21 protein-coding genes are annotated in these 21,725 nt (G+C 60.3%); 10 read left to right on the top strand and 11 right to left on the bottom strand.

Features of this window, described 5'->3' with window-relative positions; genetic code table 11:
• Positions 1 to 9 precede the first annotated feature (9 nt).
• The 3 genes from RRH01S_RS12545 to uxuA all read right to left on the bottom strand — a co-directional run bounded on the left by RRH01S_RS12545 (position 10) and on the right by uxuA (position 3,769).
• A complete protein-coding gene (locus RRH01S_RS12545) occupies positions 10 to 1,032 on the bottom strand; it encodes a Zn-dependent oxidoreductase (protein ID WP_037222278.1) in 1,023 nt (340 codons plus the stop codon).
• Positions 1,033 to 1,169: 137 nt separating this feature from the next.
• Entirely contained in the window at positions 1,170 to 2,573 is a 1,404-nt protein-coding gene (locus RRH01S_RS12540) for a mannitol dehydrogenase family protein (RefSeq protein WP_042471968.1), read from the bottom strand.
• A complete protein-coding gene (gene uxuA, locus RRH01S_RS12535; RefSeq protein ID WP_034516531.1) occupies positions 2,570 to 3,769 on the bottom strand; it encodes a mannonate dehydratase in 1,200 nt (399 codons plus the stop codon). The genes RRH01S_RS12540 and uxuA overlap by 4 nt, the downstream gene beginning before the upstream one ends.
• 150 nt (positions 3,770 to 3,919) lie before the next feature.
• On the opposite strand from uxuA, the gene RRH01S_RS12530 reads away from it, so the two are divergent.
• Together RRH01S_RS12530 and RRH01S_RS12525 are read left to right on the top strand one after the other, a co-directional pair.
• Complete coding sequence (locus tag RRH01S_RS12530; protein WP_034516533.1) at positions 3,920 to 4,624, top strand: GntR family transcriptional regulator; 705 nt, start codon at positions 3,920 to 3,922, stop codon at positions 4,622 to 4,624.
• 224 nt (positions 4,625 to 4,848) lie between these two features.
• On the top strand, positions 4,849 to 5,880 hold the full coding sequence (locus RRH01S_RS12525; RefSeq protein ID WP_034516534.1) for an aldo/keto reductase: 1,032 nt from the start codon (positions 4,849 to 4,851) through the stop codon (positions 5,878 to 5,880).
• A gap of 88 nt (positions 5,881 to 5,968) precedes the next feature.
• On the opposite strand, the gene RRH01S_RS12520 is transcribed toward RRH01S_RS12525, so the two are convergent.
• On the bottom strand, positions 5,969 to 6,634 hold the full coding sequence (locus RRH01S_RS12520) for a GntR family transcriptional regulator (RefSeq protein ID WP_034516536.1): 666 nt from the start codon (positions 6,632 to 6,634) through the stop codon (positions 5,969 to 5,971).
• Between the two features lie 186 nt (positions 6,635 to 6,820).
• Between RRH01S_RS12520 and RRH01S_RS12515 the strand changes: the two genes are divergently transcribed.
• The 6 genes from RRH01S_RS12515 (at position 6,821) to RRH01S_RS12490 (ending at position 12,367) form a co-directional block, all read left to right on the top strand.
• Positions 6,821 to 8,245, top strand: a complete 1,425-nt coding sequence (locus tag RRH01S_RS12515; protein ID WP_034516538.1) for a M20 family metallopeptidase — start codon at positions 6,821 to 6,823, stop codon at positions 8,243 to 8,245.
• Positions 8,246 to 8,329: 84 nt separating this feature from the next.
• Positions 8,330 to 9,049 (top strand): ABC transporter permease, encoded by a 720-nt coding sequence (locus RRH01S_RS12510; RefSeq protein WP_042471964.1) that lies wholly within the window; start codon positions 8,330 to 8,332, stop codon positions 9,047 to 9,049.
• Positions 9,049 to 9,774 (top strand): ABC transporter permease, encoded by a 726-nt coding sequence (locus tag RRH01S_RS12505; RefSeq protein WP_034516540.1) that lies wholly within the window; start codon positions 9,049 to 9,051, stop codon positions 9,772 to 9,774. The genes RRH01S_RS12510 and RRH01S_RS12505 overlap by 1 nt, the downstream gene beginning before the upstream one ends.
• Positions 9,771 to 10,535 carry an ABC transporter ATP-binding protein gene (locus RRH01S_RS12500; RefSeq protein ID WP_034516541.1) on the top strand — a complete coding sequence of 255 codons (765 nt, stop codon included), beginning with the start codon at positions 9,771 to 9,773 and terminating at the stop codon, positions 10,533 to 10,535. Before RRH01S_RS12505 ends, RRH01S_RS12500 begins: the two co-directional genes overlap by 4 nt.
• A gap of 36 nt (positions 10,536 to 10,571) precedes the next feature.
• A complete protein-coding gene (locus tag RRH01S_RS12495) occupies positions 10,572 to 11,429 on the top strand; it encodes a transporter substrate-binding domain-containing protein (protein WP_034516543.1) in 858 nt (285 codons plus the stop codon).
• Positions 11,430 to 11,596: 167 nt separating this feature from the next.
• Entirely contained in the window at positions 11,597 to 12,367 is a 771-nt protein-coding gene (locus tag RRH01S_RS12490; protein WP_034516544.1) for a gamma-glutamyl-gamma-aminobutyrate hydrolase family protein, read from the top strand.
• A 27-nt stretch (positions 12,368 to 12,394) separates the two neighbouring features.
• On the opposite strand, the gene RRH01S_RS12485 is transcribed toward RRH01S_RS12490, so the two are convergent.
• Positions 12,395 to 13,429 (bottom strand): aldo/keto reductase, encoded by a 1,035-nt coding sequence (locus tag RRH01S_RS12485; RefSeq protein WP_034516546.1) that lies wholly within the window; start codon positions 13,427 to 13,429, stop codon positions 12,395 to 12,397.
• Between the two features lie 93 nt (positions 13,430 to 13,522).
• Between RRH01S_RS12485 and RRH01S_RS12480 the strand changes: the two genes are divergently transcribed.
• Positions 13,523 to 14,425 (top strand): LysR family transcriptional regulator, encoded by a 903-nt coding sequence (locus RRH01S_RS12480; RefSeq protein WP_034516548.1) that lies wholly within the window; start codon positions 13,523 to 13,525, stop codon positions 14,423 to 14,425.
• Positions 14,426 to 14,450: 25 nt separating this feature from the next.
• On the opposite strand, the gene RRH01S_RS12475 is transcribed toward RRH01S_RS12480, so the two are convergent.
• The 4 genes from RRH01S_RS12475 to msuE form a co-directional block, all read right to left on the bottom strand.
• Positions 14,451 to 15,110, bottom strand: coding sequence for a peroxiredoxin (locus RRH01S_RS12475; protein WP_034516549.1), 660 nt, complete (start codon positions 15,108 to 15,110; stop codon positions 14,451 to 14,453).
• Between the two features lie 99 nt (positions 15,111 to 15,209).
• Positions 15,210 to 15,794: an RBBP9/YdeN family alpha/beta hydrolase gene (locus tag RRH01S_RS12470; protein WP_007691216.1), complete on the bottom strand. Its 585-nt coding sequence runs from the start codon at positions 15,792 to 15,794 to the stop codon at positions 15,210 to 15,212.
• Between the two features lie 205 nt (positions 15,795 to 15,999).
• Positions 16,000 to 16,176 carry a hypothetical protein gene (locus RRH01S_RS34395; RefSeq protein ID WP_007691220.1) on the bottom strand — a complete coding sequence of 59 codons (177 nt, stop codon included), beginning with the start codon at positions 16,174 to 16,176 and terminating at the stop codon, positions 16,000 to 16,002.
• 62 nt (positions 16,177 to 16,238) lie between these two features.
• The gene (gene msuE / locus RRH01S_RS12460; protein WP_034516553.1) at positions 16,239 to 16,799 is read right to left on the bottom strand and encodes an FMN reductase; all 561 of its coding nucleotides are present in this window, start codon (positions 16,797 to 16,799) and stop codon (positions 16,239 to 16,241) included.
• A gap of 307 nt (positions 16,800 to 17,106) precedes the next feature.
• Here msuE and eglC point away from each other — a divergent pair, with 307 nt between their 5' ends.
• Positions 17,107 to 18,546, top strand: a complete 1,440-nt coding sequence (eglC, locus tag RRH01S_RS12455) for an endo-1,3-1,4-beta-glycanase EglC (protein WP_042471959.1) — start codon at positions 17,107 to 17,109, stop codon at positions 18,544 to 18,546.
• 58 nt (positions 18,547 to 18,604) lie between these two features.
• Here the strand turns inward: eglC and RRH01S_RS12450 are convergent, their stop codons facing one another.
• Complete coding sequence (locus tag RRH01S_RS12450) at positions 18,605 to 19,915, bottom strand: HlyD family type I secretion periplasmic adaptor subunit (protein WP_042471956.1); 1,311 nt, start codon at positions 19,913 to 19,915, stop codon at positions 18,605 to 18,607.
• Positions 19,912 to 21,657: a type I secretion system permease/ATPase gene (locus RRH01S_RS12445; RefSeq protein ID WP_034516562.1), complete on the bottom strand. Its 1,746-nt coding sequence runs from the start codon at positions 21,655 to 21,657 to the stop codon at positions 19,912 to 19,914. Before RRH01S_RS12445 ends, RRH01S_RS12450 begins: the two co-directional genes overlap by 4 nt.
• Positions 21,658 to 21,725: the final 68 nt, after the last annotated feature.

The raw sequence follows: 21,725 nt of genomic DNA, 5'->3' as shown, positions 1-21,725 counted from the left end.
CGGTGACGGTCATGCGTCGAAGGCGAGCTGGACTTTGAGCGTCTTCTCTGGGTGCCGTTCGATAAGGTCAAAGGCAGCTGCGGCATCAGCGGCGGCGAAAGTCTGTGTGATCATGGCGGCCGGCTTGAGGGCACCGCTTTCCAGCCAGCCAACCACCTCCGGAATGAAACGGCGGTTGAGGCGGGAGCCGACGAGGCTCAGTTCCTTGCGAACGATTTCCTGCTGGCTGACATTGCAAGGAGCAGCCGAAAACCCGAGCAGCCCGATCCTGCCCGCCGGCGCCGCCACGCGGCAGGCTTCCTCCAGCAAAGCGGGGATACCGGCACCGTCGATAACCACCGAGGGACCGAGCCCATCGAGCTCGCCGGCAACCATGTCCGAAACGGACGTTTCCAGAGAGTTGAACGCGACGTCAGCGCCGAATTCGCGAGCACGCTGAAGGCGCTGATTGTCAATGTCGGCGACGATGCAACGCGCGCCCTTCATCTTGGCGACCTGCAGCACGGTCAAACCCACCGTGCCAGCGCCATAGATCAAGACCACGTCCTCCGGGCCGCAGCCGGTGCGCGACAGCACGTTGGCGGCAACCGCCAGCGGCTCGGCAAGGGCGGCGATATCCAATCCGAGAGCCGGCGAAACCTTTACCGCATTCGCCTCGGGCACCACGGCGACCGACCGAAAGCCGCCGTCGCGGTGAACGCCGACCACCTGCAGATTGGCGCATACGTTCGAGCGGCCGATACGGCAGGGATGGCACTTTCCGCAGGAGATGACCGGATCGGCAACGACGCGGTCGCCAATCGCCAGGTGCGAAACGCCAGCACCGATCGCCTCCACTATGCCGGCAAACTCATGACCGATGATGCGGGGATAGACGACGAAGGGATTCGAACCGTGCAGGATGTGGATGTCGGACCCACAGATGCCGGCTCTGACAACCCGAATCGACACGTCGCCCGGCGCCAACTCGGCAGAAGAACTCCCATCCTCCAGCGCCAGCCGATGAGGCGCGCGCACTGCTATCGCAACCATGTATCCTCCCTGCCCCAACCAACAGTTCCCCCTCCAAAAGAGGCGACCAAAGTGAAGCTTGCATACTTGTATCCAAGAATACAGGAAGGCGCAAGATCAATTTTGCGAGGGACAGCCGACCGGCGAATTAGCCGTCGCTAAAGAGACCTCAGCAATGAATTGACCTGATTTCTCCAAGCTCTGTTTGCTTGAAGTTCGCTGGGGAAAAGTCCCGCTATGGCGAAGAAGGAGGCCGTTTCGTCCGCAAGCATTGCGTCTGCGACTGCCTTCTGCAGTTCCTGGGCGCGCGGATCGTCGATGGTCTCAGCCTGCTTGAGATAAGCGATCCAAACCGCTGTCACAAAAGCGAATTCGGCTGCATCGCTCCCCGAGGAAATAGCATCGACCGCAGGCTGGAAGAGACGCTGCGGCAGTTTCTGGGATCCATCCATGGCGATCTGCTGCGTGCGATGGGCGATGGCCGGGTTGGCGAAACGCTCCACCAGCTGATCCATATAGTGGGTGAGATCGATACCCGGCACCGGATCGAGGGTGCGAACCGCCGCCTGCATGTGCCGACGGACAAGCACAACATTCTCCGGTACAGCCATGACGTCGCGGACGAATTCAAGCTTCTGCAATTGCCCGAGATAGGCGATTAACGAGTGCGAGCCGTTCAGCAGCCGCAGCTTCATCTTCTCGTAGGGCTCGACATTCTCAACGAAGAGCGCGCCGCCCGCGTCCCATGTCGGACGATCTCCAACGAAATCATCCTCGATCACCCATTGCGAGAAAGTTTCGGCCTCAATCGACAGTCTGTCTTCCACGCCCAGCAGTTTTTCGGCTCGAGCGCGCGTTTCCGCCGTTGCTGCCGGTACGATGCGATCTACCATGCTGCATGGGAAGGACACGGTCTCGGATATCCATTCCGCCAGAGCCGGATCGCGCGTCGCCGCCATCTCGATCACGAGACGCCGGACGATGCGGCCATTGCTCGGCAGGTTATCGCAGCAAAGCACTGTGAAGGGCGGTAAGCCGGCAGCCTTCCGGCGAGCGAGCCCTTCCGTCAGATAACCGATGACACCTGTCGGGCGGGTCGGAGATTTCAGATCCTCGGCGATGGCAGGATGGGCATAGTCGAGCCCACCGCTGATGGGATCGATGCCGTAGGCTTTTTCGCTGACGGTCAGCGTGACGATCTGGATCGCCGGATCGGCGAGCCTTCCGAGAACCGCCTCACCATCGTCGTTTGCCGCAAGCGCCTCGACAATCGAGCCGACCACCCGGACGCTGTCGCCCGATCGATCGCGTGCAACCACACTATAAAGGCAATCCTGTGCCCGCATATCCTGCGCAATCTCCGTTGAGCGCAGACTGACACCGACAATGCCCCAGTTTCCAAACGCATGCGCCAGCGCCGCATCGGTATAGATAGCCTGGTGCGCGCGGTGAAAAGCACCGAGGCCAATGTGAACGATCCCCGGCTTCAGTGCCTGCCTGTCGTAGACAGGAGATTCAATTAGATCATGCAGTTGTGTCCGGGCGCTCAAGCGTTCCATCAGCGTGCCAACCCGTATTGGGGATGAGACAGGGCGCGCTCGATGCCGCGCAACTCGGCAAGGCCCTTCAATCGACCGATGGCAGGATAGCCCGGCTGCGCGCCGCGTGCCACGTCATCCATAATTTCCTGTCCGTGGTCGGGCCGCATGAATATCGTATGATCTGCGCGTCCTTCGGTCTTGCGCCGCCGCTCCTCCGAAAGGATCGCGGCAATCACCGCGACCATATCGGCATTGCCCTCGAGATGTTCGTCCTCGAAGAAGGAACCGGGCTGCGATGCCGTCTCGCGGCGAACATTGCGCAGATGGACGAAGTGAATGCGCGAGGCCAGCCGCGAGATCATTGCCGGCAAATCATTGTCCCCACGGGCGCCAAGCGAGCCGGTGCAGAAGGTGACGCCGTTCGCGGGACTGTCGACCGCCTTCAATATGTGGGTGTAATCCGCCTCGGTCGAGAGAATACGCGGCAGGCCGAGAAGCGGCCACGGCGGATCGTCTCCATGGGCGCAAAGCCGCATGCCCAGCTTTTCGGCAACCGGCACGACCTCGGACAGGAAATCGACCAGATGACCACGAAGGCGTTTGGCATCGATAGCACCGTAACGCGCAAGTTCCGTGCGCAGCTCCGACAACGTGTAGGCTTCCGCCTGTCCCGGAAGGCCTGCGCCGATGCTGCGGGAAAGAACAAGACGCCGTTCCTCCGGCATCTCGGCAAAGCGTCGCGCAGCCGCCTCGACCAATTCCGGAGAATAATCGCCGGCTGCATCCGGCCGCTGCAGGAGATGCAGATCGAAGGCGATGAAATCGATGAGATCGAAGCGCATCGCTTTGGCGCCGCTCGGCGTCGTCCAGTGCAGATCCGTGCGGGTCCAGTCGAGCACAGGCATGAAGTTATAGCAGACCGTCGAGATCCCGGCCTCTGCCAGACGGTGCAGCGTCTCTGCCCACGCCGTCACATGCGCCTTCCAGTCGCCGGACATGGTCTTGATGCTTTCGGAGATGGGGATGCTCTCGACCAGCTCCCATTCCAATCCACCCTGGCGGACCTCTTCCTGCCGCTTGCGGATTTCCTCCAGCGGCCAGGCTATACCGGTCGGGATATGATGGAGAGAGCTGACGATACCGTCAGCGCCGGCCTGAACCGCGTCCTTGACGCTGACCTTGTCGATCGGCCCAAACCATCTCCACGTATGTCTCATCCCGACTTCCTTTGAAAACCAACGCCACCAGATCCGGCGATATTCGCTCTCGATTCAAATACACTACCATGGTAATATGTCAATTAAGCAGGGAGTGAGCGTATCCGTGCACATGTGATAGAAGCGCTCTGCCCGTATCGGAGAACAGCCTTGGCCCAGACCGAAAAACAATCGACAACCCTGCTTGCGATCGATCCGAAGCTGCCGATGGCGCCGCAGATCTATGGCAGCATTCGCCAGTCGATCCTCGATCTCCGCCTCACGCCCAAGCAGGCATTGAGCGAGAAGGAACTGGCCCTCATGCTCGGCGTCAGCCGCACGCCGGTTCGCGAAGCGCTGATCAAGCTCTCCGAGGACGGTCTGGTCGATATCTTTCCCCAACGCGGCACGTTCGTCGCGCCGATCCGCGTTGCGGAAGTTCTGGAAGCGCAATTCATCCGCGAGGCGCTGGAGGTCTCCGTCGTAGCGCGTGTTGCCGAGATATCCGATCCCACCATCATCGCTCGCCTGCACGAGAGCCTGGCGCGGCAGAAGCGGGCGGTCGACAATGGCGATCTCGACGGGTTCCTGACGGAAGATGAGAACTTCCATTTCATCCTGTCGGCTTCCGTCAATCTGACGCGGGCCTGGAAGGTCATCCAGAACGTCAAAGGCCAGCTCGACCGCGTGCGCGTACTGAGCCTGCCGGAGCCCGGCCACCTGGCCGAACTCTACGATCAGCACCTGGCGATCGTCGTCGCCATCGAATCCGGCAACTCGACAGCAGCTAAAAAGCATATGACCAAGCATCTTCAACAGGTTTTCCGCACCATTGATAAGCTGCTGGCACAGAGGCCCGAGATCTTCTTCGATTGATCGATGGCGCGACAAAACGACACCGCCCAAGCGCGAAATCCGCTTGGTCGTGGCCGCATGATTGGCTATGGTTGCCGTACGGCCCTCACGCGGAGGCGTTGAGCGCCGTACATCATTCGACGGCGGAGGCCGTCTCAAGCACGACAGCGCTATAGATCACGGAGCTCCGGCTCTGCCGACCGCTTTGCGGATCGGATGCGGGCGCTCCATCAGAGGAGGCAGGAATGGATTATCGCAAGCTCGGCCCCAGCGGGGCTGTCGTCACGGCCTATTGCCTTGGCACCATGACCTTCGGCGCGGAGGCGGACGAAGCGGCATCCCACAGATTGCTGGACGACTATTTCGCCTGGGGCGGCAATTTCATCGACACCGCCGACGTCTACAGCGCCGGAAAATCGGAGGAGATCATCGGGCGTTGGCTGAAGGCCCGGCCAAACGAGGCCCGGCAGGCCGTCATCGCCACCAAGGGGCGCTTTCCGATGGGCAACGGCCCGAACGATATCGGCCTGTCGCGCCGGCATCTCAATCAGGCATTGAACGACTCGCTGCGTCGCCTCGACGTCGAGCATATCGACCTCTACCAGATGCATGCCTGGGATGCGCTGACCCCGATCGAGGAGACGCTGCGCTTTCTCGACGACGCCGTTTCCGCCGGCAAGATCGGCTATTACGGCTTTTCCAACTATGTCGGCTGGCACATCGCCAAGGCCGTCGAAGTCGCCAAGGCGCGTGGCTATACCCGGCCGGTCACGCTACAGCCGCAATACAATCTGCTCGTCCGCGATATCGAACTTGAGATCGTTGGGGCCTGCCAGGATGCGGGCATGGGCCTGCTGCCGTGGTCGCCGCTTGGTGGCGGTTGGCTAACCGGCAAATACAAGCGCGACAACACCCCGACCGGCGCGACCCGTCTCGGTGAAAACCCCAATCGGGGCAGCGAATCCTATGCCGCGCGCAATGCGCAGGAGCGGACCTGGGCAATCATCACCGCAGTCGAGGAGATCGCCAAGGCGCGCGGCGTCAGCATGGCACAGGTGGCGCTTGCCTGGACGGCAGCGCGGCCGGCCGTGACCTCCGTCATCCTCGGCGCCCGCACGCCGGAACAGCTCGCCGACAATCTCGGCGCGTCGAAATTGGCGCTGTCGGAAGCCGAAATGGACAGGCTGAACGAGATCAGCGCGCCACATCCGGCGGAATATCCCTACGGCACGGGCGGCATCAACCAGCGTCACCGCAAGATCGAAGGCGGCCGGTAAGACAGGATCTGGCGGCGGCAGGGATCGCCCTTCCGCCGCTAGCCACTCGTGGGCGTAGCGAAGCAAGCTTGCTTTGCGGTGATATTTTTCAGTTCGAAGAGGTCGGACCCCAGGACTGACGGATATGAAACACCGTCAGTCGCTTCAGTTCCTCAACATCACCCTTCTCGATAGCATCGATCATCAGATGATGCTCCCGGCCGGATTGGTCGACGCGCGCGCGGGTGCGCCATTGCGAGACCGGGGCTGAAGAGGTTCGCTGCCGGATTTCCGCGACGAGATCGACCAATTCATTGTTGCCGCCGAGTGTCAGCAACTCGCGATGAAATGCGAGATTGGCTTCATAGAGTTCCAGCATGGTGCCGAGAAGGATCATCTCGTCGAAGCGCTTGGCAAGTGTACGCAATTTCAGGATACTATCGGGTGATGCATTCGCAACGATCTGGTCGGCGATCGCCGTCTCCAGGATCACTCGGATATCGCTGACTTCGACCGCACGCCGTCCGTCCTGCTCATAGACATGATAGCCCCGGTTGGGCACATGTTCGACAAGCCGCTTCTGTGCCAGCCGGTCCAGTGCGCGACGCACTTCCGGCCTGGTGCATCCATAGCGCCGTTCGAGATCGATCTGCTTGAGCCAGGTGCCGGGAGGAAGCAATCCGCCGAGAATATCCTGGAGAATCTGATCGGTGACATCGCGGGACGCCTCGCTTTCGGTATCCGCCACGTCACTCTTCAAATCGACATCGCTCATCGCAACTCCCCTGCCATTGCGTGATCGATATCACGTTGCCACAGATTTCTGTAGCCGGCTGCGTCTAATGCAGCGGGGACCTTCTGATGAAAATTTATCCATGCCGATATATTGCGCAGAATTTTTTTGTATCCTAAATTGGCGCCAATTTTGGTAACTCTATAATCCGGGCTCGGTCGAAACGCCATGAAAAATTCATCAGAAATCTGGGATGTGGTCGAAGCAAAGCGCCAGGCATTCTTCGATCTCAGCGATCGCATCTGGGGTATTCCCGAGACCAATTATGAGGAATTTCGCTCCGCGGCCGAGCACGAGCGGCTACTCGAGCAGGAAGGCTTTCGTGTTCACCGCAATATCGCCGGCCTGCCGACGGCCGTCATGGGTGAGGCCGGCGAAGACGGCCCGGTGATTGCTATTCTCGGCGAATTCGACGCCCTGCCCGGCCTCAGCCAGGAAGCGGGAGTTGCCGAAGAGCGCCCGGTTGTCGCCGGTGGCAATGGCCACGGTTGCGGCCACAATCTGCTCGGCTCGGGATCGATGCTGGCCGCCGCTGCCGTCAAGGATTATCTGGCCGCCAACGGCCTGAAAGGACGGGTGCGCTACTATGGCTGCCCGGCGGAGGAAGGCGGCTCGTCCAAGGGCTTCATGGTGCGTGCCGGCGTCTTCGACGACGTCGACATCGCCATTTCCTGGCATCCGGCTGCCTTTGCCGGCGTCAACAATCCGATTTCGCTCGCCTGCAACGAGATCAATTTCCATTTTTCCGGCCGTGCGTCGCATGCCTCCGCAACGCCGCATCTCGGCCGCAGCGCGCTCGACGCGGTGGAACTGATGAATGTCGGCGTCAACTATATGCGCGAACACATGCCCTCGACGGCGCGCATCCACTATGCCGTCACCGACACCGGCGGCAACGCACCGAACGTGGTGCAGGCGCGCGCAACCGTTCGCTATCTGGTGCGGGCACGGACACTTCCGGAATTGCTGACCCTTGTCGCACGGGTCAAGAAGGTCGCCGAGGGCGCGGCCCTGATGACGGAGACCACCGTGCGCAGTGAGATTATCAGCGGCGACGCCAATCTGGTCGGCAATACGCCGCTGGAAGAGCTGATGTTTGCCAATCTCGAAAGGCTCGGACCACCAGCCTACGACGACGCGGACGAGAAAACCGCCCGCAAATTCCAGGAGACCTTCAGCACCGAGGATATCGCCGCTTCCTATGGTCGCTTCGGCCTGAAACCGAAGAAAGACCAGGGCCTTTGCGATACCGTCTTCCCTCTCGGCGCCGGCGACGGGACGCTGGTCGGCTCCACGGATGTCGGTACGGTCAGCTGGGTCGTGCCCACCGTACAGATGCGCGGCGCCACCTATGCCATCGGCACGCCCGGTCATTCCTGGCAACTGGTCGCGCAAGGAAAACTTCCCGCCGCCCACAAGGGCATGGAGCATGCAGCCAAGATCATGGCGAGCACGGCTCTCGATCTCATCCTTGACCCCACCCGCATCGAGGCGGCCAAGGCCGATCACAAGGCCCGCCTCGAGGACACGCCCTTCGTCAACCCGATCCCTGACGATGTAGATCCGCCTTTGCCGGAGAACAGCCATGGTTGATGCCATGGCCCCGTCGACAAACGAGATCCTGAGCATCTCGTTTCCCATTTCCAAGCCGACCCATCGTGATCGGCTGGCCCGACAATGACCCAGCCGGGCTTCTTCGACATCTTAAGCTTTGGACCCGACGGCTGGGCGAAGGCATTGCTGGCCGGCGCGTGGATGACTGTTCTCATTGCCATCTCCGGCTATGCCATCGGCATTGTCATCGGCGGGTTTGGCTCCTGGGCCAAGGTCTCGGGTGGCCGCACCACCCGCATTGTCGCCGATACCTATACGACCGTGTTGCGCGGCATTCCGGATCTGCTGGTCATCTACCTCCTCTATTTCGGCGGGAGCGCCGCAGTCACGGCAATGGGCCGCCTGTTCGGAGCAGAAGGCTTTGTCGGCTTTCCTGGCTTTCTGGCTGGCTCGCTGGCCGTCGGCATCACGTCGGGCGCGCAGCAGACGGAAGTCTTTCGCGGCGCCTTCAAGGCCGTGCACCGCGGCGAGATCGAGGCCGCTATCGCCTGCGGCATGTCGCGCTGGCTGCGCTTCCGGCGCATTGTCGCGCCACTCACCCTGCGCCATGCGCTACCCGGCCTTGGCAATGTCTGGCAGGTGGTGCTGAAGGAATCCGCCTTGGTCTCGATCACCGGCGTTGCCGAGCTGCTGCGTCAGGCCGAGGTCGGCGCCGGCTCCACTGGCCTGCCCTTCGATTTCTATCTGATTGCCGGGCTGCTTTATCTGGCAATCTCGACGGTGTCGGGCGTGTTGATGCGGCAGGCGGAACGCTACTTCAACCGCGGCGTCAGGAGGGTCTGATGGACTGGAATTTCCTCAGCGAAACCTTCGTCAGCCTGATCTCCGCGATTCCGTTGACGCTCTCGCTCGCCGGCCTGTCGATCCTCTTCGGCGCGGTGCTCGCGCTAGGCCTCGCCATGGCGCGTCTATCGGGCATTACGGCGCTCGACGGGTTCGCCCGCTTCTATGTCTTCGTCTTCCGAGGCACGCCGCTGCTCGTGCAGATCTTCCTGATCTACTACGGCCTCGGTCAATTTCCGGCTGTTCGCCACAGTATTCTATGGCCGATCCTACGCCAGCCCTATTGGTGCGCCGTCCTGGCGCTCACGCTGAACACCGCTGCTTACGCTAGCGAGATCATTCGCGGTGGCCTGCTGTCGGTGCCGCATGGTCAGATCGAAGCGGCGCGCGCCTGCGGCATGGGACGCTTCATGCAGTTTCGCCGCATCATCTGGCCACTCGCCATCCGCCAGGCGCTGCCAGGCTACGGCAACGAGATGATCTCTATGGTCAAGGCAACGTCGCTTGCCTCCATCATCACTTTGATGGAAGTGACCGGCGTTGCCGCCAAGCTCATCTCGGAGACCTACCGGGCCATCGAGGTCTTCATCGTCGCCGGCGCGATCTATCTCGCCATCAACTTCCTGCTGACCCGCCTCATTCAGCTGCTCGAATATTGGCTGAGCCCGCATCTGCGTCAGCCGCGACCCATACTCATACCGACCACCGAAGGAGATACGCCATGACCGACACGGCTCCCGCGCTCAGCGTCCGGAATCTGCACAAGAGCTTCGGTCCGGTCGAAGTCCTGAAGGGTATATCCCTCGACGCCCAGCAGGGCGATGTCATCTCCATTCTCGGCTCCTCCGGCTCGGGAAAATCGACCTTCCTTCGCTGCATCAACATGCTGGAGACACCGGATTCCGGAGATATCACGGTCGCCGGCGAGACCATCCACATGCAGTCCGGCCGCAAGGGCGCCCGCCCCGCCGATCGCCGGCAGGTGGATCGCATCCGCTCCAAGCTCGGCATGGTTTTCCAGAGCTTTAATCTGTGGAGCCACAAGACGGTTCTGGAAAACATCATCGAAGCCCCCATTCATGTGCAGCGCCGTCCCAAGGCCGAATGCATCGAGGAGGCCGAAGCACTGCTTGCCAAGGTCGGCATTGCCGACAAGCGCAACCATTATCCCTCCCATCTTTCCGGCGGACAGCAGCAGCGCGCCGCCATTGCCCGGGCGCTTGCCATGCAGCCCAAGGTGATGCTGTTCGACGAACCGACATCGGCGCTCGATCCGGAGCTGGTCGGCGAAGTCCTGCGCGTGATGCGCAGTCTGGCTGAAGAGGGCCGTACCATGCTGGTCGTCACCCACGAGATGGGTTTTGCCCGCGACGTCTCCAGCCGCGCGATCTTCGTCCATCAGGGACTGATCGAGGAGGACGGGAAACCGCACGAGGTTTTCGCCAATTCGAAATCGGAGCGATTCCGCCAGTTCATTTCCAAATAAACCACCTATACGACCACAAAAAGGGGAACGACTACAATGAAATATCTAATTTCTCTCATGAAGGCCTTCAGCCTTCTGACACTTATCTTCGCGTCGACCGTCGCGCATGCGGAGGAAAAGAAATGGACGCATGTGACGATCGCTACCGAAGGTGAATTCCGTCCCTGGAACTTCACCAAGTCGGACGGCACTTTGGACGGCTATGAGATCGACCTGATCAAATATCTATGCGCCCACATGAAGGTCGAATGCACGACCGTCGTTCAGTCCTTCGACGGCATGATTCCGGCTCTGCAGGCCGGCAAGTTCGACGCCATCATCTCCGGCATGTCGGCGACGCCGAAGCGCGAGGAAGTCATTGCCTTCAGCGATTCCTACGGCACGACCGGCCAGACCTTCGCCACGCTGAAATCCGATCCGCTGGCGCAAATGCCGCTGAAAGACCAGGTCTTCTCGCTCGGTTCGAACGAGCAGGGTGCGATCGACGCGCTCAAGCAACTCGAACCCTTGCTGAAGGGCAAGACCATCGGCGTTCAGACGGCCTCGATCGCCGAAAATTTCCTCCAGAAATACCTGAAGGACGTCGTCACCATCCAGGAATACAAGACGACCGAGCAGCACGATCTTGACCTCAAGGCTGGCCGCGTCGATCTGATCATGGCTTCCACCGCCTATCTCTCGACGGCGGCTTCCAAGCCCGGCAACGAGGATTTCGCGCTGACCGGCCCACGCTTCCAGGGCGGCCTGCTCGGACGCGGCAGCTCCGTCGGCCTGCGCAAGACCGATCCGGAACTGAAGGCGCTGTTCAACGACGCCATCGCCGCCGCCAAGGCTGACGGAACCATCGCAAAACTCTCGCAGAAATGGTTCGGCTTCGACGTGACGCCGCGTTGAGATTTTTCTCCTAAAAACGGCCGCCTTCGTGGTGGCCGTTCACCCGGTTGCACCGGCAAGTGGCACGATAACTCTTGCGCCCTCATTCTCGCAGGAGGTATCCATTATGGTGAGAGAGACCGTCGAGACCCGCCGCCGGCATTGCCATTTGAAGGTGAGATCAGAGAATGACGAGACCCGTAATCGGCGTCATCGGGAACGCCCGGATTGTTGAGAGCCGCTTCGCCGCGCAGATCGTCGGAGACAACAATCTCCGGGCTATAACCGAAGTCGCCGGCTCACTACCGTTAATGTTTGCCGGCAGTCCGAGCCTCACCGACATTCAGGATCTGTTGGACACGGTCGACGGCGTGCTGCTGACGGGCGCCAGGGCCAATGTTCATCCGAGCCACTTCAATACCGAACCCCATCCCAAGCATGAGCCGTATGACGAGGACCGCGACGCCGTCGCGCTGCCACTGATCCGGGCCTGCGTCGAACGCGGCTTGCCCATCTTCGGCATATGCCGCGGCTTCCAAGAGATGAATGTGGCCGCCGGAGGCTCGCTGCATCCGGAAATCCGCGAATTGCCCGGACGCATGAACCATCGGATGCCGCGTCTGGAGAACGGAGAAATTCACCCCGATCTGGAGGTGGTTTTCGCCGATCGCCACGATGTCCGGCTCGTGCCGGGCGGGACATTTGCCCGCATTTTCGGCCGGGATGTGATCCGGGTGAATTCCCTGCATGGTCAGGGCGTTCTTGAACTAGGCGAACAGGTGATCGCGGAGGGCATTGCCGAGGATGGTACGATCGAGGCGATCCGCTTCAAGGACGCTCGGGAATTTGCCCTCGGCGTGCAATGGCACGCCGAGCATGATCCGCAAACCAATCCCGTGAACCGTGCTTTGTTCCAGGCGTTCGGTGACGCAGTGAGACGGCACAAGAGCAGCCGTTAGCCACGCTGCGAAAGCAGATCATATAAGTCAGGTAAGTGGCGGATTTAACTTAGCAAACCCTTCCTGGCTCCGGTATGGGAAGTATGGATAGGGCGCCACCACCACGCTTACCTTATCAAGCTTGTCAATCTGCTCCCTCGATAGCGACCAGCCGACGGCTCCGAGGTTCTGGCGAAGCTGCTCCTCGTTCCGCGCACCGATAATGACGCTTGAAACGGTGGGGCGGCCTATGAGCCAGTTGATAGCGATCTGCGGGACGGTTTTGCCGGTTTCGGCGGCGATTTCGTCAAGCACGTCAACGATATCGAAGAGCTTTTCGTCATCTACCGGCGGGCCATAGGCAGCCGTCTCGTGCAGGCGGCTCTTCTCGGGAAGAGGCTGGCCACGGCGGATCTTGCCGGTCAGCCGGCCCCAAGCAAGCGGGCTCCAGACGAGCGCGCCGACATTTTGATCGGCGGCAAGCGGCATCAACTCCCATTCATAATCACGACCCGCAAGCGAGTAGTAGACCTGGTGGGCGACATAACGGGGATAGGCATACCTCTCCGATACGGCCAACGACTTCATCAGTTCCCACCCCGCGAAATTGGAGGCGCCGACATAACGGAGCTTTCCTGCAGTCACCAGACCATCGAGTGTGGAAAGCACCTCCTCGATCGGGGTCGAGGCATCGAACGCGTGCAATTGCAGCAGGTCGATATAATCCGTGCCGAGACGGCGCAGGGCATCGTCAACGGACCTGATTAGCCGGGAGCGCGACGCGCCCCAATCGGCAGGCCCGTCACCGGTCGGAAGCGCCGTCTTGGTGGAGATCAGAACGGCATCGCGCCTCCCCCGGATCGCCTGGCCGAGCACATCCTCCGATGCGCCGGCGGAGTAGACATCCGCGGTATCGAAGAGATTGACACCTGCCTCCAGGCAGATATCGACGAGACGCCGCGCTTCCACCGCATCGGTCGTCCCCCAGGCGCCGAACAGCGGGCCACTGCCGCCGAAGGTACCCGCTCCAAAGCTCAAGACCGGCACCCTCAGGCCGGATGCACCGAGATTTCTATATTCCATCGATCTGTCTCCTGTCGTTTCAACTGAGATAGACGCTCCACCCAACGTGATATAGATTGCCCATAAGAAACTCATTTGTGATTTGAATTCATCATGAGCCGTCAGGACATTAATCGCTCCGGCGAAATGGAAGTCTTCGTGCGTGCAGTCGAACTTGGTGGCTTCACTGCTGCGGCCACAGCCTGCCGCATGACGCCATCGGCCGTCAGCAAGCTGGTTTCCCGCCTCGAAGCCCGACTGGGGGCGCGCCTCATCAACCGCTCGACACGACGGCTGCAACTGACGCCGGAAGGATGTGTCTTTTATGAGCGCAGCATAGCGATTCTAGCCGACATTGCCGAGGCCGAACGCTATGCCTCGGCGGGCGAAGAGGCTGCCGGACCCATCCGCATCAATACCAGCGGCTCTTTCGGCAACCATGTGCTGGCGCCGCTCATTCCATCCTTCATGGCGCTATACCCTGCCGTCTCGCTTGAGATCGTTCATACCGACAAGGTCGTGGACTTGATGGAGGAGCGCGCCGACGTCGCGATCCGCACCGGTCCACTCAAGAATTCCAGCCTGACCGCCCGCAAGCTCGGCACGACCTGCAAGATCATCGTCGCCTCACCGGACTATCTCAGACGGCGCGGTACACCGAGATCAATCGATGAACTCCAAAAGCACGGCCGCATCGGCTTTGCCTACGCACGCGCCGTGGAGGGATGGCCGCTGCTAAGCGCTGGCAAGACGATGGAAGTTCCCGTTACGCCAGGCCTGCAGGTCAGCGATGGCGAAGCCATGCGCCATCTGGCGCTCGCAGGGGCCGGCCTGGCGCGGCTTCCCGCTTTCACAGTCAAGGTGGATATCGAGGCCGGCCGCCTGGCACCCGTGCTCGAAGACATAAATCCGGGCGACGGCGAGGAATTCTATGCCGTCCATATCGGCCAGGGCGGACCGCTTCCAGCGCGTGTCCGGGCGCTGCTGGATTTCCTGCACGATAATGTCAGGCTGTGAAGAACCTGCTTGGCTAACGGCGCGTTCAGAGCGCCGGCTGCCTGGTCTTACGCAGATAGGGCAGCACGGTATCGAACGAGCCGAAGCGGCTGATGGCGTCCTCGTTGGACACCGCGGCGGTGATGATGACATCCTCGCCCTGCTGCCAGTTGGCCGGCGTGGCAACCTGGTGCTTGGCGGTCAGCTGGATGGAGTCGATAGCGCGGAGGATTTCATTGAAGTTTCGGCCCGTCGTCATCGGATAGGTGAGGATCAGCTTTATCTTCTTGTCGGCGCCGATGACGAAGACAGAACGCACGGTGGCATTGTCAGCGGGCGTGCGGCCTTCGGAACTTTCGCCGGCGCCAGCCGGCAGCATGTCGTAGAGCTTGGCGACCTTGAGATCCTTGTCGCCTATCAACGGATATTCGACATTGAAACCGGTGGCGGTCTTGATGTCGCCCTTCCATTTGGCATGACTTTCGACCGGATCGACGGAGATGCCGATGACCTTGACGCCGCGCCTTGCGAATTCCTGCTCCAGTCCCGCCATAGCTCCGAGTTCGGTCGTGCAGACCGGCGTGAAATTCTTGGGGTGCGAGAACAGCACCGCCCAGCCGTTGCCTATCCAGTCATGGAACTGGATCGGTCCCTGTGACGTGTCTGCGGTAAAATCGGGTGCAATATCGTTGATGCGCAGGCTCATGATCGGTCCTCCAAATATAGGGCTGTCGCTGTCAGATGACCGACGACACATGTTGGGCAAAAGAAATCCGCCGCAGAATGACGATGAATAAAAGTCTCCTCAAGCGGGCGCGGTCGCTGCCGACGCAGAAACATACGGCCTTCGGTGCCTGCAACGCGCCTTCAGCGTCTCCAGCAGAGCATACCCGCTGGGCCACCGCCCGAAACCGCTTGCGACATTGATATGGCCCGCAAGGCCGATATTCCTGATCTCGGAATTCCACAGACGCCCGAACATCGTAAGGCGGTCGAGCGTCATATAGACGTCGTTCAGGCTGCCGATCGTCATGCTGGGAAATGGCAGTGTTTCGGTGGGCATGGTGCCGAAGGAAACCTGCCCCGCATGCAGCGTTTCCGTCGCGGGGAGATCACATGGCGCGACAAGCAGTGCCCCCTTGACGCGGCGAGCAGCCGGCCGGCTAGCCAATTGGGCAGCTAGCAGGCAGCCGAGACTATGGGCAACGATATAGGCGTCGCCCGCCTCCTCCAGCGCCGCTTCAAGTTTCTCCATCCAATCACGAAGGTTCGGATGATCCCAGTCGTCCTGATCCACCACATGGCCGTCCGGCTGATCCTGCAGCCAATAGCGCTGCCAATGCCCTTCCCCCGATCCGAATAGGCCCGGCAATATCAGCACCCTGCTCATCCCACCTCCGCTCTTTCGATCAAGGGCAATTGATGCTCAGGAGCGGTCATCAGAATGCCCCCGCCACGAGTGCGAACAGAAAGATGAAGGAGAAAACGACGGAGCAGACTTCGACACCGCGAACGAGACGGGATCGAATGTCACTCGGGATGCGCCTTGCAACCGGTCGCCGGAGATCGAAAGCCAGAGCCATCGCGCGTTCCTCTCAATACCAGGCAACGGGCGTGGAGCACCAGAAATAGAGCTCGTAATCGCGCGCTGACGGCTCTCGATCATCGTCGGCAGCAGCCGTTCTATCGATCAGATGAAGAGGCTCATCCTTCCAGTGAATCCATAGCTGGCCAAAGGCAGTCTTCAAGCGGGTGATGACATCGAATTTCATGCTATCCTCCATCTCGTTGATCCAATTTGCTTAAGTAAAAGATGTTGCCGTGGGACGATCGGTCACTCGGCTGCGGCAAGCAGTGCCGTCGCGCCGGGAAAGAAGGCGGCGAGTTCGCCGACCACCTCATCGATGCGCTTGGAGAGCGGTTCGGATGAAATCTTGTAATCCGTGAAATCACGATCCGAGGCATAGACCGCCGTCGGCAGCGTATGGGCCATGAAGAAGCCGAAGAGCGGTCGCAGCTGATGTTCGACCATCAGCGCATGGCGATCGCCGCCACCCGTTGCCGTGATGATGATCGGCTTGGCGCGTAACTCATGCGGGTCGATGAGATCGATGAGGTGCTTGAAGAGGCCGGGATAGGATCCCTTGTAGGTGGGCGAACCGATGACGAGCACATCAGAGGCAACGATATCGTCGATCACCCGCTTCGCCTGGTCGTCCAGATCCTTGCGCCATTGAGCCGCACCAAGCGATGGGCCGACATCCTGCAGATCATAGACGCTGCTCGCGAAACCATACTGATTGGTCGCCAGATCGGCCACGTTCTGCACAAGCGCATATGTCTTCGACGGGCGATTGAAACTACCGGCGATGCCGACGAGTTTGCGGGCAACCATTCTCATTCCTTTCCGAGCTTCGAACGAGCTTTCCAATGAGCAAATATTGTCTATGAAAATGATAGATTAAAAGGAACGACCATCTCTCCTTGCCCGGAAAACGGGAAATCTGTTCCGTTCAAAAGAGGTCGGCGTGGGCCGACGTCGCCCGCAGCCCGCGCATATGGCCACTATCTCTACTTTTGAATGTAAAAAATTTTTCCGAGGGGCTGGGCAAGAATGCCCGCGGCCCTATCTCGCTAGACAAGGCGCGAAAAAATGTTGGCTTTGTGGAGGAGACAACCTAACGCAACGGAAGAGGTTGCCGATGACCACGAGTGTTCTCAATGCCCTGGGCCAGCCGCTCTATTACAGCGGAACGTCGACAGGTTTTTTCTCCGCCACGGGCTCCGGCCCGACGCTTTACGGCACCGATGGAAACGATTCCATGTGGGGTGACGCCTCCGTCAACGTGACGATGCATGGCGGCACCGGCGACGATATCTACTATCTCTATTCGAGCATCAACCACGCCTACGAAGCGCCCGATGGCGGGATCGATACCATCAGTACCTGGATGGACTATACCCTTCCGGACAATTTCGAAAACCTGACGGTAACCGGCAATAACCGGCACGCCTACGGCAACAGCGCCGACAATATCATTACCGGCGGCTCGGGAAGCCAGACCATCGACGGCGGCGCCGGCAACGACGTTCTGACCGGCGGCGGCGGCGCTGATACCTTTATCATCTCCAAGGGCAATGGTAGCGACCTGATCACCGATTTCAGCGACGACGACAAGGTGCGGTTGAACCAATACGGGCTGACCTCCTTCGATCAGGTCGCCAGCCATACCACCCAGGAAGGCGCCAATCTGCGGCTGGATCTGGGAAATGGCGAGAGCCTGGTGTTCGCCAACAAGACCGTGGCCGATCTTCATGAAGATCAGTTTCAGCTTGGCCTCGACCGTTCCTCGCTGACACAAACCTTCTCGGACGAGTTCAACTCGCTTTCCCTCATCGACGGGACGCAGGGCACCTGGGAAGCGAAGTTTCATTGGGCGCCGGACAAGGGCAGCAGCCTGAACGATGAGTTGCAGTGGTACATCAACCCGTCCTATGCGCCGACCTCATCAGTCAATCCGTTTTCCGTTTCCGACGGTGTTTTGACGATCAGCGCCAAAGCGACACCTGATGCGCTGAAATCGGTCGTGGAAGACCATGACTATACCTCCGGCATCCTGACCAGCTACTCTTCGTTCTCCCAGACCTACGGATATTTCGAAATGCGGGCAGAGATGCCGCATGATCAGGGCGCATGGCCGGCCTTCTGGTTGCTGCCGGAAGACGGATCCTGGCCGCCGGAACTCGACGTGGTGGAAATGCGCGGCCAGGACCCGAACACGGTCCATGTGACGGCACATTCGAACGCGACGGGCGAACACACGATGGAATCCATCCCCGTGTCGGTTCCCAGCACCGACGGCTTCCACACCTACGGCGTTCTATGGGATCAGGACCAGATCGTCTGGTATTTCGACGATGTTGCCGTGGCTCATGCCGACACGCCCGCCGATATGCACGGCCCCATGTATATGCTGGTCAATCTGGCCGTCGGCGGTATTGCGGGCACGCCGGGAGACACGTTGAAGAACGACGGGTCGGAAATGAAGATCGACTATATCAAGGCCTATTCGCTGGATGATCACACAACGCAGACGGCCTCGGCGGTTCAGTCCACCCATACCACCGACTGGCACATATAATCTGATGCCCAGGGTGTCTTGGGCGCCTGACGCGGCCGTTTAAATCACGGCCGCGCTTTTAGTTCCCTTTGAATGCCCGTTTGATCTGATCGGTCATCGGTTTCGTCAAATAGGCAAGAACGCTTCTCGAGCCGGTCTGCATGAAGGCTTCCACCGGCATGCCGGCAAGCGGCGTAAGCTCGCCCAGCCGGTCCCACTCCTCCTTCGAAGCTTTAGCGCGAACCACATAGTAGCTCTGGCCAGAATGCTGATCTGTCGTCAGATCCGCCGAGATGGTCTCGACGCGACCGTTCAGCTCGGGCGTGATACGCTGGTTGAAAGCAGAAAATCGCAAAGCGACGACCTGCCCGACGGCGACCTGGGCGATGTCCTGCGGCGCGAGCTTCAGCTCGGCGACAAGCGCGTCCTTGTCCGGCACGATCTGCATGATCGTCTCCGCCGGCCCGATTACCGCACCCGCCGCATGCACGTTCAACTGATCGACGATCCCGGCTTGCGGTGCCCTGATGTCTATCCGCTTCAGATCGTCCTCGACGGCGATTAATCGCTCCGAGAACTGGCCGGTATCGCTCTCGGCCTGTCGTAGCTGATCGGAAACCTCGGAACTGCGATCATTGTCGATCTGAATGATCTGAAGCTCGGTCTCGGTGATCTTGCCGTTGGTCTGCGCAATCGACGATACGAGATTGCCGAGCTCACCGGTCAGCCGGGCGCTGTCCCTCTGCAACGAATAGACCTTCGTCGCCGAAATGATGCCCTGATCCAACAATTGCTGGAGGCTGCCGAGCTCCTTGTCGACAAGTTGGATCTCGACCCGCTTGCCCTTCTCCTGCGCGACCAGGCCCTCGACTTCCTGTTTCAGCTGCTGAACTCTCTCGCGCAACTGGGACTTCTGACCCTGTCGCGATGCCAAGCGGTCGTTGAAGAGGCGCTGCTCGCCGGCCAGTATATTCTTCACATCATCATTGCCGGCATTGGCCAGCAGATCCGCCGGGAAGGCGATCGCATCCTTGCCGTCGCGCTCCGCAGCCAGCCGTGCCGTTCGGGCGGCAAGTTCATTCAGGCGCTTCCTGAAAATGGCGAGACTGGCTCGGGTCTGCGTATCATCCAGACGAATCAAGACCTGACCGGCATCGACGCGGTCGCCGTTCTTCACGTTGATCGCGCTGACAATGCCGCCCTTGAGGTGCTGAACAGGCTTTACATGGCTGTCGACGACGAGCGAACCGGATGAGATGACCGCTCCCGAGATCTTCGTCGCCGCCGCAAGGCCGCCCATGATGCCGAACAGCAGGAGGATCGTCGCCAGCACGAATATGGACAGGCGGCGGATGGCGCGGTCGGTGGGGGAGAGCTTCGTGTTCTTCATCCGCTCACATCCTCGCCGGCGATCATCAATCGGACAGGTCCGGTCCCTGAAGGTTTCGGGGACGTCCCCAATATCTCGTCCTTGGGTCCGAATGCCTGCATTTGTCCGTTGGCAATGATCATGACCTTATCGGCGGCCGCAAGCGCGCTCGGCCTATGCGCCACGACGATGGCAATGCCGCCCCGCGCCCGTACGCCAATCAAGGCTTTGGTCAGAGACGCCTCCCCTTCGGCATCCAGATTCGAGTTCGGCTCGTCCAGAACCACAAGGAAGGGGTCGCCATAAAGCGCCCGCGCCAAGGCGATGCGCTGCCTTTGACCGGCCGACAGCCGCGAACCGCTCTCGCCGATGACCGTGTCGAATCCATCCGGCAGCTTGACGATCATGTCGTATACGCCGGCCGCCTTCGCAGCCGCGATGATCGGTTCAGGCTGCATGTCCTTCGCGAAGCGCGAAATGTTTTCAGCTATCGATCCGTCGAACAGGCCGACATCCTGCGGAAGATATCCGACATGTTGCCCGAGTTCGCTTGGTTCCCATTGCGACAGCGCCGCCTGATCGAGCCTGATCGCGCCGATGGTGACCGGCCACAGCCCGGTGATCGCCCTGGCGAGCGACGATTTTCCCGAGGCACTTGGACCAACGACGCCAAGCACCGTTCCCGCCGTTATCTTGAACGAGATATTGCGCAGGATGAAATCGCGGCTTCCCGGAGAGGTCAGGCCAATATTTTCGACACTGAGATCCTTCTGCGGTGCCGGCAGAGCAACGGCCCATTGTTCACTCGGGATCAGATTCAGAAGCTTGTTGAGACGCGCCCAGCTTTGCCGGGCGGCAACGAAGCCCTTCCATTGCCCGATGGCAAGCTCGACCGGGGCCAGAGCACGGGTGACCATGATCGAGCTTGCTATGATGATCCCGCCCGTTGCCTGCTGGTCGATGACAAGAATGGCACCGACAGCCAGAACGCCGGACTGAAGCATCATCCGCGATATCTTGGCTATCGTGGTCAGCGTGCCGGCAATGTTGCTCGCAGCCAGCTGATTTGCGAGATAATCCTCATTCATCGCCGCCCATTTTTCGGTGAGGCGACCGCTGAAACCCATGGCGACCACCGCTTCCCAGTTCCTCCGCGCGGCCTGCGCGAAGCTGAGGCGTGCCGCCGAGGATTTGGCAGCTTCCAGCGCTGGGCGATGCGACAGCACCTCGGCAAGCACGGTCAGAATGACAAGTAGAATCGCGCCGCAAAGCGCGGTAACGCCGATCCAGAAATGAAACAAAAAGCACAGGACCAAGTAAAACGGCATCCAGGGCAGATCGAACAGCGCCGCGCATCCGGCTCCGGACAGGAACGAGCGGACCTGCTCCAGATCGCGAACAGACTGGAGCCCATCGTCGGACGTTTGCATTCTGGTCGGCAGATGAACGAGCGAGCTGAAAACCTTCCGGTTCATCCGTTCATCGAGAGACGCCCCGACACGCGCAAGCAGCATCGAGCGCAACAGCTCCAACGCGCCCTGGAATATGAAAAGGGTGGCGGCAATAATCGCGAGACCCGCCAGCGTCGGAAGACTGCGGCCCGGAATGACCCGATCGTAAACCTGCAGCATGAAGAACGAACCGGTGAGCGCCAGCACATTGATCGCCGCGCTAGCGATGGCGATGCTGAAGAACGCCTTTCGAAGCGACGACAGCATCAGGAAAATGAACGTCTGTGGTGGTTCTTTCGGAACAGCAAGCACGTTGCTTCAATCCTTAACTTAGCCCTTGGACGGCAGCAGAGTATCCACAGTATTGCCCCGCATCGTCC

This window comes from Rhizobium rhizogenes NBRC 13257, from assembly GCF_000696095.1.
In the GTDB taxonomy this organism is placed as follows: domain Bacteria; phylum Pseudomonadota; class Alphaproteobacteria; order Rhizobiales; family Rhizobiaceae; genus Rhizobium; species Rhizobium rhizogenes.
This window is presented reverse-complemented; position numbering and strand designations above follow the sequence as displayed.

Bases quoted from the DNA above. Each gene is read 5' to 3' on its own strand.
- RRH01S_RS34395 (WP_007691220.1), bottom strand. From the start codon at position 16,176: ATGAAATTCGATGTCATCACCCGCTTGAAGACTGCCTTTGGCCAGCTA.
- RRH01S_RS12495 (WP_034516543.1), top strand. From the start codon at position 10,572: ATGAAATATCTAATTTCTCTCATGAAGGCCTTCAGCCTTCTGACACTT.
- RRH01S_RS12485 (WP_034516546.1), bottom strand. From the start codon at position 13,429: ATGGAATATAGAAATCTCGGTGCATCCGGCCTGAGGGTGCCGGTCTTG.
- RRH01S_RS12490 (WP_034516544.1), top strand. From the start codon at position 11,597: ATGACGAGACCCGTAATCGGCGTCATCGGGAACGCCCGGATTGTTGAG.
- RRH01S_RS12545 (WP_037222278.1), bottom strand. From the start codon at position 1,032: ATGGTTGCGATAGCAGTGCGCGCGCCTCATCGGCTGGCGCTGGAGGAT.
- eglC (WP_042471959.1), top strand. From the start codon at position 17,107: ATGACCACGAGTGTTCTCAATGCCCTGGGCCAGCCGCTCTATTACAGC.
- RRH01S_RS12470 (WP_007691216.1), bottom strand. From the start codon at position 15,794: ATGAGCAGGGTGCTGATATTGCCGGGCCTATTCGGATCGGGGGAAGGG.
- RRH01S_RS12510 (WP_042471964.1), top strand. From the start codon at position 8,330: ATGACCCAGCCGGGCTTCTTCGACATCTTAAGCTTTGGACCCGACGGC.
- RRH01S_RS12515 (WP_034516538.1), top strand. From the start codon at position 6,821: ATGAAAAATTCATCAGAAATCTGGGATGTGGTCGAAGCAAAGCGCCAG.
- RRH01S_RS12450 (WP_042471956.1), bottom strand. From the start codon at position 19,915: ATGAAGAACACGAAGCTCTCCCCCACCGACCGCGCCATCCGCCGCCTG.
- RRH01S_RS12505 (WP_034516540.1), top strand. From the start codon at position 9,049: ATGGACTGGAATTTCCTCAGCGAAACCTTCGTCAGCCTGATCTCCGCG.
- uxuA (WP_034516531.1), bottom strand. From the start codon at position 3,769: ATGAGACATACGTGGAGATGGTTTGGGCCGATCGACAAGGTCAGCGTC.
- RRH01S_RS12500 (WP_034516541.1), top strand. From the start codon at position 9,771: ATGACCGACACGGCTCCCGCGCTCAGCGTCCGGAATCTGCACAAGAGC.
- RRH01S_RS12525 (WP_034516534.1), top strand. From the start codon at position 4,849: ATGGATTATCGCAAGCTCGGCCCCAGCGGGGCTGTCGTCACGGCCTAT.
- msuE (WP_034516553.1), bottom strand. From the start codon at position 16,799: ATGGTTGCCCGCAAACTCGTCGGCATCGCCGGTAGTTTCAATCGCCCG.
- RRH01S_RS12520 (WP_034516536.1), bottom strand. From the start codon at position 6,634: ATGAGCGATGTCGATTTGAAGAGTGACGTGGCGGATACCGAAAGCGAG.
- RRH01S_RS12475 (WP_034516549.1), bottom strand. From the start codon at position 15,110: ATGAGCCTGCGCATCAACGATATTGCACCCGATTTTACCGCAGACACG.
- RRH01S_RS12480 (WP_034516548.1), top strand. From the start codon at position 13,523: ATGAGCCGTCAGGACATTAATCGCTCCGGCGAAATGGAAGTCTTCGTG.